Genomic DNA, 12,987 nt, shown 5'->3' on the forward strand with positions numbered 1-12,987 from the left:
GTTCGCAATTCCGTTATCATCCTCATAAATCCAAAAGGTCCAAAACGGTTTTTTTCAGTAAAATATATCAAGTTAGGAATAGGGACAGACAAGTTTGCCTCTCTTTGTTATCTGCCGGGATACCGAAACGAATTCGAAACCAGGTAGAATGTAGCACCTTCTTTTGGCAAAGGGTTGCTAAGGCTTCACAGGGTCTAATCCCTCCGCCTTTCTTGATAACTTACAGTTTTTTTAATGAACTCACGAACCTGTCTCTCAATAGGTGACGGGTTCAAATGCAAAGTAACAGCACAGTCTGCTCAAAAGCAAGGAAAGTGTTGGGTTTTTGATAAGATTGAAACCTGCCAAGTTCTAAACTGACAGGTTTTTATAGCGTTCAGGATATGCTTTGTACCACTTCCTTTTTAGCTTCTTTTTTACTTCCGTCAAATCCTTCTACCCCTCCTACAGTGGTATACTTCATGACATATCTCTTACCGGGATTGATAAGTTGGTAGGCAAACTGGCACATAACTGCGGCTTCATGAAAACCTGACAATATCAATTTCAACTTCCCTTCATAGGTATTGACATCTCCAATGGCAAAGACTCCAGGAATATTGGTCTGATAATCTTTAGCGTTGTTGACCTTTATAGCGTTTCGTTCGATTTCCAGTCCCCAATCGCCTATAGGGCCGAGTTTTGGAGAGAGTCCGAAAAGGGGTATAAAACTATCGACCTCCACATAAGTCTCACCTTTAGAGGCATCGTTATGTTTTACTACGACAGCTTCTAAGTGCTCATCACCGTACAATTTTTTAACTTCGGCTTCGGTAAACAATTTGATTTTACCCGCTTTAGCCAATTCCGCTGCTTTTTCAACAGAATCTAAAGCTCCTCGAAATTCGTTTCGTCGGTGCACCAAAGAAACTTCAGAAGCTACATCAGCCAGAAATATGGCCCAATCCAATGCAGAGTCACCTCCACCAGCGATAACTACTTTTTTATTTCGGTAAACCTCAGGATCTTTGATCATGTAGGCTACTCCTTTATCTTCAAAGTCCGTGATATTTTCAATAGGAGGTTTTCTTGGTTCAAAGGAACCCAACCCACCTGCGATTACCACCACGGGTGCATGGTGTTTCGTTCCTTTATTCGTGGTAACCACGAAAGAACCGTCTTCCAATTTATCAAGGGTTTCAGCACGTTCCCCCAACGTAAAACCTGGTTCAAAAGGTTTGATTTGTTCCATCAAGTTGGTAACCAGATCGCCCGCTAAAATTTCAGGAAAGGCCGGAATATCATAAATAGGTTTCTTCGGATAAATCTCAGAACACTGACCTCCAGGCTGTGGCAACGCATCGATCAAATGCGTTTTCAATTTTAACAACCCTGCCTCAAAGACTGTAAATAATCCCGTTGGGCCCGCTCCTATTATAAGTATGTCTGTTTTAATCATTTTTACCTTCTTTATTTTTTTCGACCAATTTTTGGGTTATTTCGTTCATTTTATCCACTTTATGCTCGAAATCACCTTTTATTGTTTTTCTATACTCATTTAAATTCTGAACCATTTCATCGATATCTTCGGGAATGACTTCCTCGAAAAATTGTCGCAACCTCTTGGCTGTTGTAGGTGATTTTCCATTGGTAGAAATGGCAACCTTGACATTTCCTTTGGTTACAATGCCTCCCATATAAAAATCACAATAGGGCGGATTATCCGCTACATTGACCAATTTGTCCAACGCCCGACAATCTTCGTACACCTGAATGTTCACCTTGGGATTATCAGTGGTCGCTATGACCAAATGATTGCCTTTTAAATATTCTTTACTGTATGTATCGGTTATTAAGGTAACATCATATTTTTTTGCCAGTTCTGAAGTACCCTCTCGAAACATGGGCGATACTAAGGTTACTTTTGCGTCAGGACTGGATTTTGTCAAAAAGGTAAGCTTCTCCTCCGCCACATTTCCTCCACCAACAATAAGAATATTCAATTGCGCTGTCTTAAGAAATATGGGGTATAAGTTGTTCCTTTCTGTCATTATTTGCTTCTTTCTTTCAATCAAAACAGCATTATTCGCCTGCCGAATTATCTTCGAATACGCTTAAACTTTTTAAATCTTGCATATAGGACCGATGACGCACCACTTCTCCGATAACAATAATAGCCGGATTGGCCAATTGTTGTTTTTCAACTTCCTTTTCTATTGATGCAATCGACCCCACTCCTACTTTTTCATCCTTAAAGGTACCGTTTTGAATAATGGCTATGGGTGTTTCTGCTTTTCCTTCTTTCTTAAAGAGTTCCACGATCTGTGGTAATTTTGACATCCCCATAAGAATTACCACGGTAGCATTCGACTTTGCCGCGAGACTTACGTCTTGCGATAGTTTATGATCTTTTGTAGTACCAGTAATGACCCAAAAACTTTCGGCTGCCCCCCTTTTTGTCACTGGAATGTTCTGCGATGCAGGAACTGAGATACAGGAAGAGATACCTGGAATCATCGCAGTTTCCAACCCTTGGCTTGCAGCGTATTCCATTTCCTCGGCACCACGCCCAAAAACGAAAGGATCACCTCCTTTTAATCGAACCACATGCCCATGGCTTTTGGCCCGACTTACAATCAATTCGTTAATTTGTTCTTGTCGATGGGAATAGCACCCCTTTCGCTTGCCAACAAAAATATGTTCAGCCTGCGGAGCATAATCCAACAATTGGTCATCAACCAAAGCATCATATAAAACCACATCGGCTATTTGCAAGGTCTTGATTGCCTTCAGTGTGATCAATTCTACATCACCAGGACCCGCACCAATCACCGTCAGCCGTGCTTTACGACCAGAAAAAGTCTCTGGTTCCAATTTGTCGGTATGTATATTGCTTTGCACCATATTATGCTTCTACCAATTCTTGCTTTCTATAAGCTTCAATTTTCTTCAATACGGTTTTTGCATTTTCCATATAGCCTTTTGCAAATACCTCTGTAGGTTCATTTTTATTTAGCTGGAGGACCAATTCTTCAAATGAAGAACCTAAATCTATTTTACCCGTGACCACGAATTTTGTATCAAAATCTTTTATGATACCAATGTGTGTATTCGTTTTGGTTTTTTCGGCAGTCAATATTGCTTTTGCCGAATTGACCATTGATGAATAGGAATGGTAAATACTTGCTGCCCACTTCCCTTCTTCAAATGTTTCTCTGGCATTTTCGATTTTCTCTTCACTCTCGAACAATAAGGTGGCTATTAGATCAATTACGACACCTGCACATTCCCCTACGCCAATCGCCTTTTCGTAGCGCTCGGTAGTACCCCAGTCGATGAAGTCTTCTGGAGTTAAATTATCGGCATCCGATAAATGGGTAAGAATATCGTAAAAATACATTTGTCCTTTATCGGCATAGTAATCGGCATACGAACGGCCATTGCCATTCTTATCAAAATCATCTAATATTAAACGTAAGGCCTCAGGGCCACGTTTACTTGGTACTTTGACCACTTTATCGGCATAACGCCCATTTCCATCACCTAAATTACCACCTCCCAAAAGTACTTGCAGGGCTGGCGCAACCAATTTATTCTTGGTGCGAATGCTCATCCCTTGGAAACCAATGTTGGCCATGTTATGCTGCCCACATGCGTTCATACACCCACTAATTTTTATGGCCACATCGGGATTGGCAATATAGTGCGGGTATTCCTTTTTAATAATCCGCTCCAGTTCTTCGGCGATTCCCGTACTACTTGCGATTCCAAGGTTACAGGTATCCGTACCGGGGCATGCTGTAATATCCAACGCCGTATTGTATCCTATTTCGACAAATCCCATTTTTTCCAACTCCGTATAGAAAAACGGCACAAGCTCTTCTTTTATATAAGGTACCAATATGTTTTGTCGCAAGGTCATTCGTACTTCCCCAGCAGCATATTTTTCGACCAAATCGGCCAATAACCGTGCTTTGTCCGTATAAAAATCACCTAACAAGACCTTGATTCCGATGGCTACAAAACCTTCTTGTTTTTGAGGCACGAGGTTTGTTGACTTCCACTTCTCAAAAGTTTGTTGATCTTTTATTTCAACCTTTGGCGCAACGGCGTCGCCTATTTTAATTTTTGGATAAGTTTCCGCATCGATCGGATAAGAAGTATAGGGTACAGCCTTTTGCTCTTCCTCCAACAACACTTTAAATCCGTCAAGACCAATGTCTTTCATCAAAAACTTCAAACGCGCTTTTGCCCTACTTTTTCGTTCTCCAAATCTGTCAAAAACACGAACAACACCATCCATTAACGGAATGATCTTATCGGAAGGAAGAAAAGAAAACAACTCATCGGCATGTCGGGGTTGCGAACCTAATCCGCCACCTAATAATACTTTAAAGCCGCGAACGCCATTCTCGATTTTTGCGATAAACCCAAGATCGTGCATATAGGAAAGGCCTGTATCTTCGTCGCTAGCCGAAAAAGACACTTTGAACTTCCTGCCCATTTCTTGACTAATCGGATTTCTTAAAAAATACTGGAACAAAGCATGGGCATACGGAGAAACATCAAATGGTTCATTTACGTCGATACCTGCTGTCTCACTAGCAGTAACATTTCGAACGGTGTTACCACAAGCCTCGCGAATGGTCACATCGTCTTTTTCCAATTGCGACCATAATTCCGGGGTGCGGTTCACATCAACATAGTGAATCTGAATATCTTGTCGGGTCGTTATATGCAACCGTCCTGTAGAATATTCGTCGGATACCCCACAAATTCTTCTCAATTGATTGGAAGTCACCTTACCATAAGGCAATTTGATTCGAATCATTTGAACTCCAGGTTGTCGCTGTCCATAAATTCCCCTCGCCAAACGTAGGCTACGGAATTTCTCCTCGTCTAACTTACCTTCTTTGAACTCATGTATTTTGGCTTCCAAAGCCAAGATATCTTTTGCTACTACCGGGTTTTCTATTTCAGTTCTGAAACTTTGCATATGTTGAGATTCTAAACGCTTGACGTAAAACGTCTGATGAATTATTTTATTTGACTATTATACCTATAGATTGAATAGGTAAAATTTAAACTGTACTTCTAAGACCACTTTCTGGACAATTTGCTCTGATTAATTAATAAACCCTACTCCTGCCGTGGCATTGGTATGGGAATCAATTAAAATAAAGGAACCATTCGTACGGTGGTTTTTGAATGCATCGTAAAAAATCGGCTTGTTCAATTTAAAGGAAACCTGAGCGATGTCGTTCATTCCTAAAGCATCGGTTTCTGCATCGATACCGGAATAATCGGGTTGGATTTTATGGTGAATACGATCAACTTTTGCCAACACCTTATTTACACCATGCTGGAGCACATATTTACTACCCGTGGTCAATTTCTGGGAGTCCATCCAAGAAATAGTGGCCGTAAATTGCTTGTCTATCGTGGGTAAATCACCAGCTTTTACCAACATATCACCACGGCTGACATTCACCTCATCTTCTAAAGTAATGGTCACCGAAGAGCGTCGGGTCGCCTTTTTGTATTTCTTGTCGTAAAAGTAAATATCCTTGATTTTAGATCGGGTCATTGATGGCAATACAACAACTTCGTCGCCTACGCTCAATTCGCCACCGTATACTTTACCGGCAAACCCACGAAAATCGTGAAACTCTTCCGTTTTGGGCCGAATAACGTATTGCACAGGGAATCTAGGGGTACCCACATTGAAAATATCTTTTCTATCCAACTCTTCCAAATGTTCTAGAAGCGTTTGCCCTTTATACCAAGTCATACTTTCAGACCTATTCACCACATTATCTCCTTTTAACGCGCTAACAGGAATAAAAGTTATTTTTTGATCTTGGTAATCGCGTTTGCTCATCAACTCCTCAAAATCAGCTTTGATCGAATTGTATTTTTCTTCGGAAAAATCAATAAGGTCCATTTTGTTAATAGCAACGATCACATCTTTGATACGCAACAGGTTGTTGATAAAAAAATGTCTGTTGGTCTGCTCTATCACTCCCTTTCTAGCATCAATTAGGATGATTGCCGCCTGCGAGGTTGAAGCACCTGTAACCATGTTACGCGTGTACTCAACATGGCCTGGGGTATCTGCAATGATATAACTCTTTGATGCCGTAGAAAAATAAATATGAGCGACATCGATAGTAATCCCTTGCTCCCGCTCTGCCACTAAACCATCTGTCGCCAAAGAGAAATCAAGATAATCATATCCCTTTTTCTTACTGGTCTTTTCGATAGCTTCCAACTTATCGTCGGTCAATGATTTGGTATCATATAAAAGTCTCCCTATCAAAGTGCTCTTACCATCATCTACACTGCCCGCCGTTGCTATTTTCAGTACTTCCATTTTGTATTTTGTTGTCGGCCGATCGCTCTCAGATTACACTAAAACTTTCAACCTATATTTTGATTCGTTAACTACACCCTTTGTTGTCTTCGATATTTCTATCGTGAGGCAACACTAATCAATGGCTATTAAAAGTAGCCTTGTTGTTTTCTTTTTTCCATTGCCGCTTCTGAACGTTTGTCGTCGATTCGGGCACCACGCTCCGAAATTTTTGATTCACGAATCTCAGCCACTACTTTGTCTATTGTATCGGCATGCGAAAAAACGGCTGCGGTACACGACATATCACCAACTGTTCTAAAACGTACGGTACGCTCTTCGACCAATTCATCATCCGCTCTAAAAACAACTTCATCTTCAGCTGACCAAATCATTCCATCACGCAAAAAGACGTTACGTTTATGTGCAAAATAGATAGAAGGTATTTCGATATCTTCCTTTTCGATATAGCTCCAAACATCTAATTCCGTCCAGTTGCTAATAGGAAAGACACGAACATTCTGTCCCATTTCAATTTCACCGTTCAGCATATCGAAAAGCTCTGGGCGTTGATTTTTTTCATCCCATTGACCGAAGTCGTCACGAACTGAAAAGATACGTTCCTTAGCTCTCGCCTTTTCCTCATCCCGTCGGGCTCCACCAATACAGGCGTCGAACTTGAATTCTTCGATAGCATCTAAAAGTGTGGTAGTCTGCAGCATGTTTCGGCTGGCATATTTACCGGATTCTTCCACTACTTTTCCTTCATCTATGGAGTCTTGCACATTTCTTATAATAAGTTCGAGACCCAATTCTTTTACCAAACGGTCACGGAACTCAATGGTTTCCGGAAAGTTATGTCCCGTATCGATATGCATTAATGGAAAAGGGATTTTAGCAGGATAAAAAGCCTTTTGCGCCAATCGCACCAAGGTTATCGAATCTTTTCCACCGGAAAATAATAGCACAGGTTTCTCAAATTGCGCTGCTACCTCTCTTAAGATGTATATAGCCTCGCTTTCTAATGCATTGATTTTAAGTTTAGGCAAACCTTCTGTTTTAGTTGGGGTATCTATAATTGTTGTTTCCAAATCGTATTTTTTTTCAAATTAAGATGCTATTCCTTAGTTGTCTCCTGTACTAGGTATGCAATCCGCATTCCCTATTTTCCAAAACTTTTGTGGGATCAAAATATTTATGCTCGTTGGGCAAATTCCGTTCTTCTAGATAAGCATCTAACCGAACATCGCTATAGTGATAAAATGGACTCACTTTTAAAACGCCATCTTTACTAAGGCTTAAAATATCTAACGAATCACGCAAGGCGGTCTGCCCTTTTCTAAGGTTGGTGAACCACACATCGGGCGCATGTTCTTTCATCGCCCTTCTAAAAGGCTCCAATTTAACCTGTTCGGTGAATTCAGCATGTTTCGGGTCGTCAATACCAGGAATACCCATAACAACATCTCTGTGCGAAGACGTTTGTCTTGGCACATAAAGTTTGACATTAAGGCCCAAATCGGCAATAAGCTGTTCCGCGTGTTTGTAGGTATTCGGCGTATTATAACCTGTATCGCACCAAATCACCGGAATCTCTTTTTCTACCTCGACCACCGCACTAAGAATAGCGACTTCATAAGGTCTAAAATTCGTAGTGACCACTGCTTTTTTGGCATTGGTAATCGCCCATGAAATAATTTCTTTGGGTGTCGCCGTTGCAAACTTCGCATTCAATTCTTCTATTTGTTGCTGTGTAAATGCCATTTTCTCTATCTTTTGTAATTATCTTCCCCATTTGATTTTGTTCCAAATACGCTCATGGAAAAAATACAATATCATTTTAGTAAAAAGCTCCACAACACCAATAGAAAAAGCTACTGTTAGGGTTCCTGTTACGACCCACGAAATAAGTATGGTATCCATTGTTCCTATAACACGCCAGCTAATGGATTTCACTATACTCCTTTTTGGGCTTTCTGATTCCTTATCGTCTTTATAGCTGGTTTTGCTAGTTTTACTATCTAAAATCAATTGATCGGCTATCATTTAAATGTATATTTCTAATACCCTATAGATTTAATAGGATATTCAAAAATAGTACTATTAGCCGAAAGTTAGACGTTAAAAATCCTTAAAAATTAGATTTACCCTATAGTTTTAGTAGATTACTCGGAAATATCACACATTTTTGAGGATATTTTAAAAAAACGGGGAAATTTTACGAATCGTCAAAAGCATCCTTAATCTCCTTTCGATTTCACCAGTATATCTGCCAGGGTATGACTTCGATACACCCCTAGATTGGCGTCGCGCACCATCAACATCAGCTTGTTTACCGAACAGGTAGCCTCATCGGGACAGTCATCACATTTTTCGTAGAAATTAAGACTGACGCAGGGTACCATTGCAATTGGTCCCTCCAAAATACGCATTACATCGGTCATTAGAATATCGGCCGGATTCTTAATTAAATAATATCCACCGCCTTTTCCCTTCTTTGAACCTAGCATTCCTGTTTTTCGTAAGGATAACAGAATACTCTCCAAGAATTTCTGGGAAATGTTCTCGTGTTTGGCAATCTCCGATATTTGAACGGGACAGTTCTCTGACCTTGATGCCAAATAAGTAAGTGCCTTTAGGCCGTATTTTGTCTTTTTGGAAAGCATAGTGCGAAGATAGGGAAATTAACAAACTCAATCGGTCTGGCCCCTTTTGAAAATTGTATTGATTTATTTCATTGACCTTCTCATCGCTAAATTTAAAACCAACTTCATTTTGTGTCGCCATCCACGAGAATTAGTTTCACTTTAAAAACTTAACTTTAGCGCTGGCATTAGTGCCTTTAAACGAATCTTTATTCAATGAAAAAATATAGTACGCTAGTCTATCTGATTGTTCTTTCTTTTACCAACGTATTTTTAGCGCATTCCCAAACCGATTCGAAGACCGCGCCCGTTTTTAAGAATGGTGAAGCCCAAATCGTTGAAGCCTTCGAAGATCCCTCGAAATGGATTCGACACGACCTTTGGGTAGAAACCGCTTTTGATACCGATGGTGATAAGAAACCCGACAGGATGCATTTGTCGGTAACACGACCGTATCAAACCGATAGCGAAAAACTTCAGCTACCCATAGTTTATGTTTCTAGTCCGTATTTTGCGGGAGTCGCCCCTTTTGTCGATGGTCTTTTTTATGATGTAAAACATGAATTGGGTGCAGTCGCGAAAGAACGGTTGCACCCAGAGGTAACTCGTACCGGCGAAAGACCGATTATTTCCAATTCCCATATCAAAAAATGGGTTCCGCGAGGCTATATTGTAGTGCATTCTTCTTCCCCGGGAACCGGACTGTCGCAAGGGTCTCCTACCGTTGGCGGTGATAATGAATCATTGGCCCCGAAAGCTGTAATCGATTGGTTGTGCGGACGGGCAAAAGGGTATACCACGCCAGATGGCAACGAAAAAGTAAAAGCCTACTGGTCTACCGGAAAAGTAGGTATGACCGGCACTTCCTATAACGGCACCATTCCCTTAGCCGCGGCCACAACGGGCGTAAAGGGTTTGGAAGCTATTATCCCCATTGCACCCAATACTTCTTATTATCACTATTACAGATCTAACGGATTAATCAGATCACCCGGTGGCTATTTGGGTGAGGACATTGATGTACTTTATGACTTTATCCATAGTGGTGATGAATCAAAACGCGCCTATAACAATGCTACGGTTCGCGATACTGAAATGAAGAATGGCATGGACCGTATTACCGGAGATTATAACGATTTCTGGGCCGGGCGCGATTATCTAAACGATATGGAACCCATGAAGGCCGCCCTGCTTATGTCACACGGTTTCAATGATTGGAACGTAATGCCCGAGCACAGCTACCGTATTTATAAAGCGGCCAAAGAAAAAGGATTACCTGCCCAAATCTACTACCACCAAAACGGGCATGGCGGACCGCCACCCATGAAACTCATGAACCGTTGGTTTACCCATTACTTACATGGAGTGGAAAATGGAGTCGAAAACGACGCTAAAGCATGGATCGTTCGTGAAAACGATGCCCAAGACCAACCGACACCATATTCGGAATACCCAAACCCCGATGCCGCCATGGTGCGCTTACACTTGCAGCCGGGTGCCCCAAAGATTGGTGGGTTGGGTATCGAGAAAGCCAGTAACCCTGGAACAGAAACCTTGGAAGACAATTACTCCTTTTCAGGTACTACTTTAGCGAAAGCTGAAATCACCGACCATCGATTGATGTATGTCACCCCGACCTTGAGCGAAGACCTACACATTTCAGGAACCGCAAAAGTTACCATCAAGTTATCAAGCAGTAAACCTGCAGCAAACCTTTCGGTGTGGTTGGTATCTTTACCATGGAACGACGAAAAAAATTCAAGAATAACTGACAATATCATTACACGGGGCTGGGCCGATCCACAGAACTATAAATCTTTGACCGAAAGCGAACCTTTAAAGCCTGGTGAATTTTACGAACTATCGTTTGACTTGATGCCCGACGATCAAATCATACCTAAAGGGCAGCAGATTGGGCTTATGGTCTTTTCTAGTGATCGCGAATTTACGCTATGGCCAGAACCGGGCACCAAACTAACCGTTGATTTGAGCGCTACTACAATGGACTTGCCTGTAATTGGTGGTACGGCAGCATTTACAAAGGTGGTGGAATAAGGCAGGAGACTAAATACAGACAGTCATTTACCATTGGTAAAATAGTAATGGGTTATACTTTTATTTCTAAAATTAGACGTATACAGTTGTAAACCAATGCTATATAAAGAAGTTGTAACATTATAAAATCATAATGAAAAAGTAAAATCATGAAACTCTCACTTTTCTTGATTACGTTACTTTCTTTCTTGACTTCTCCGAGTTTTGCTCAGCAAAAAAGTCTATTTCAACAAGATTCTACTTTGAATAATCTATCAGTCTTCAAAATGTGGAAACCTTTGAACCAAGGCATGCTCGGAAAAAGCAATGGAATGACAAGTAATTTTCCCAATCGTTTAAAGAAAGATTCACCAAAATTTATGTTTAAGGATTCTCACAATAGTACGGTCCTCGAAAAGGATAATGAATTTGTTTCTGGAATGCCCGTAATCGAGCCAAAAGGTAATTATCCGATGAGGATAGTACCAATTGACTCAACTATACAATATAGTTTGCTTATTGTAAAACCGCATTAAAAATCCACTGCTACCCTCAAAAGTGCCGTAAACAATACCGACTTAAGACTTAAAAAAAGAAATGACCTCTAAAGCGTTTATCACCAGTTTAAATCTAATTGGTCCAGATTATTCGGAAGACACCATGTAAACTCTCCTTAAAAACCGAATTATTTCCCTAAGATTCAGCAATTAATTCCTTGTCTTTATTTTCCAAGGGTAGAAATTGTACATCCAAATAACCGCCACTGGCATTGTCGTCTGTCACTATTTGAGGGGTTCCTTTAACCAATTCCATAGAAAAACGATGCGTATGGCCGGCAAATACCCCAAGAAGGTTTGAGGCAGAGAACACCTCTTTGTGAAAGTCAAATGTTGTTTGAGTGTGGCCTGACTCCGGCCATTTCGGTCTTCGCTCAATTTCAAAATTAGTATCACTCTCGGCGCCCCAATTCGGGTTTCCGCAACCAAAGGAGATACGCTTTCCCGGGGCGTACATCGGGATATGAACTAAAAGTACCAATGGCAAACCACTCGCTACCTGCTCTCTAAAAAAAGCGAGTTGGTCTTGATTAATTTGGTAAGTAGAATTATCGATGGCTATAAACCGAACCCCTTTTACATCGGTAGTTGCCATCAACGGATGCTTTCCCTGATATAAGGGCAACAATCTTTTTTGAATCCATGTATCACGCAAGTCTTCAAGCGCACCTTCCATTCCTTCATAATGCCAATCATGGTTTCCGGCAATATAAATATATGGAATACCTGTTTCCTTCAATCGTTCCAAAACCCATTCGATAGCAATTTCAGAAGGAAAACTAAAAAGGTCGCCCACCAATGTAATTAAATCTGCATTTGCTTCTTTGGCCAGTTTTAGAGTTGCAACAAATGTCTCTTCAGGGTTGGTCTTTTCTCTCGTTTGAAAATGCGTTGTTTCATTATAGGCCTTGGCCATTCGACCACTAAACTCTTGAAAAGGAATTCCTCTTGCATCATCTTTAAAAAGATGGGTGTCGGTAATATGAAAAACAGTGATCGGTTCTTTAATAGCCTCTGAATAAAAGGATAACTTATTCTCTTCAACAGTTGCGCAAATTTCAGACTTCATTTTTGGCTTCCCATTCCTTTTGTTTGCAAAAGCCTTTCCTGTAAGTCCTAACCCTAATAAGGCCGCGGTGGTTTTTTGAAAGAATGATCTTCGTATCATGACTAGTTGAATTGATTTTATAAAATTTTCTATCCTTAAAATTCGATTGACACAAATATAACATAATTGACCTGCTATTTGGAGAAAAAGCAACCGTCGCAATCTGAAGATGCTTGTAGTTTAATAGCTAATCTCCATCTTTAACTTCCGAAAATATTGTATCGTATTGATGCTAATATGCATATCCCCTAAGAATGGACGTCTATTTTTTATATCCTCTACTCATCAATTTACATTCTTATATTTCTTAAT

General features: G+C 40.6%; 12 protein-coding genes and 1 riboswitch. Of the genes, 2 read left to right on the forward strand and 10 right to left on the reverse strand.

All coding sequences use genetic code 11. From position 1 onward, the window contains the following. Positions 1 to 104 precede the first annotated feature (104 nt). A riboswitch (SAM riboswitch) is annotated at positions 105 to 222 on the reverse strand. A 154-nt stretch (positions 223 to 376) separates the two neighbouring features. From BLS33_RS10780 to BLS33_RS10820, 9 genes are all read right to left on the reverse strand, one after another. Next, the gene (locus BLS33_RS10780) at positions 377 to 1,438 is read right to left on the reverse strand and encodes an NAD(P)/FAD-dependent oxidoreductase (protein WP_089888493.1); all 1,062 of its coding nucleotides are present in this window, start codon (positions 1,436 to 1,438) and stop codon (positions 377 to 379) included. Next, positions 1,431 to 2,030 carry a precorrin-2 dehydrogenase/sirohydrochlorin ferrochelatase family protein gene (locus BLS33_RS10785; RefSeq protein ID WP_089888495.1) on the reverse strand — a complete coding sequence of 200 codons (600 nt, stop codon included), beginning with the start codon at positions 2,028 to 2,030 and terminating at the stop codon, positions 1,431 to 1,433. The genes BLS33_RS10780 and BLS33_RS10785 overlap by 8 nt, the downstream gene beginning before the upstream one ends. A 31-nt stretch (positions 2,031 to 2,061) precedes the next feature. Next, positions 2,062 to 2,883 (reverse strand): uroporphyrinogen-III C-methyltransferase, encoded by an 822-nt coding sequence (cobA, locus tag BLS33_RS10790; protein ID WP_089888498.1) that lies wholly within the window; start codon positions 2,881 to 2,883, stop codon positions 2,062 to 2,064. A 1-nt stretch (position 2,884) separates the two neighbouring features. Then, positions 2,885 to 4,975 carry a HEPN domain-containing protein gene (locus BLS33_RS10795; RefSeq protein ID WP_089888501.1) on the reverse strand — a complete coding sequence of 697 codons (2,091 nt, stop codon included), beginning with the start codon at positions 4,973 to 4,975 and terminating at the stop codon, positions 2,885 to 2,887. 129 nt (positions 4,976 to 5,104) lie between these two features. Next, positions 5,105 to 6,352, reverse strand: a complete 1,248-nt coding sequence (locus tag BLS33_RS10800; RefSeq protein ID WP_089888504.1) for a sulfate adenylyltransferase subunit 1 — start codon at positions 6,350 to 6,352, stop codon at positions 5,105 to 5,107. A 128-nt stretch (positions 6,353 to 6,480) separates the two neighbouring features. Further along, a complete protein-coding gene (gene cysD, locus BLS33_RS10805; protein ID WP_245731398.1) occupies positions 6,481 to 7,422 on the reverse strand; it encodes a sulfate adenylyltransferase subunit CysD in 942 nt (313 codons plus the stop codon). 49 nt (positions 7,423 to 7,471) lie between these two features. Next, entirely contained in the window at positions 7,472 to 8,095 is a 624-nt protein-coding gene (locus tag BLS33_RS10810) for a phosphoadenosine phosphosulfate reductase domain-containing protein (RefSeq protein WP_089888507.1), read from the reverse strand. Positions 8,096 to 8,113: 18 nt separating this feature from the next. After that, positions 8,114 to 8,377 (reverse strand): DUF2061 domain-containing protein, encoded by a 264-nt coding sequence (locus tag BLS33_RS10815; protein WP_089888509.1) that lies wholly within the window; start codon positions 8,375 to 8,377, stop codon positions 8,114 to 8,116. A gap of 194 nt (positions 8,378 to 8,571) precedes the next feature. Continuing rightward, on the reverse strand, positions 8,572 to 8,997 hold the full coding sequence (locus tag BLS33_RS10820; RefSeq protein WP_089888511.1) for an RrF2 family transcriptional regulator: 426 nt from the start codon (positions 8,995 to 8,997) through the stop codon (positions 8,572 to 8,574). A 195-nt stretch (positions 8,998 to 9,192) separates the two neighbouring features. Between BLS33_RS10820 and BLS33_RS10825 the strand changes: the two genes are divergently transcribed. Together BLS33_RS10825 and BLS33_RS10830 are read left to right on the forward strand one after the other, a co-directional pair. Next, positions 9,193 to 11,031, forward strand: coding sequence for a Xaa-Pro dipeptidyl-peptidase (locus BLS33_RS10825; RefSeq protein WP_089888513.1), 1,839 nt, complete (start codon positions 9,193 to 9,195; stop codon positions 11,029 to 11,031). A 149-nt stretch (positions 11,032 to 11,180) separates the two neighbouring features. Beyond that, on the forward strand, positions 11,181 to 11,546 hold the full coding sequence (locus BLS33_RS10830) for a hypothetical protein (protein WP_089888515.1): 366 nt from the start codon (positions 11,181 to 11,183) through the stop codon (positions 11,544 to 11,546). Positions 11,547 to 11,703: 157 nt separating this feature from the next. Here BLS33_RS10830 and BLS33_RS10835 read toward each other — a convergent pair whose 3' ends face one another. Further along, positions 11,704 to 12,735: a metallophosphoesterase family protein gene (locus BLS33_RS10835; RefSeq protein WP_089888518.1), complete on the reverse strand. Its 1,032-nt coding sequence runs from the start codon at positions 12,733 to 12,735 to the stop codon at positions 11,704 to 11,706. Positions 12,736 to 12,987 lie beyond the last annotated feature (252 nt).

It is taken from the genome of Kriegella aquimaris (assembly GCF_900103215.1).
Taxonomy (GTDB): Bacteria; Bacteroidota; Bacteroidia; order Flavobacteriales; family Flavobacteriaceae; genus Kriegella; species Kriegella aquimaris.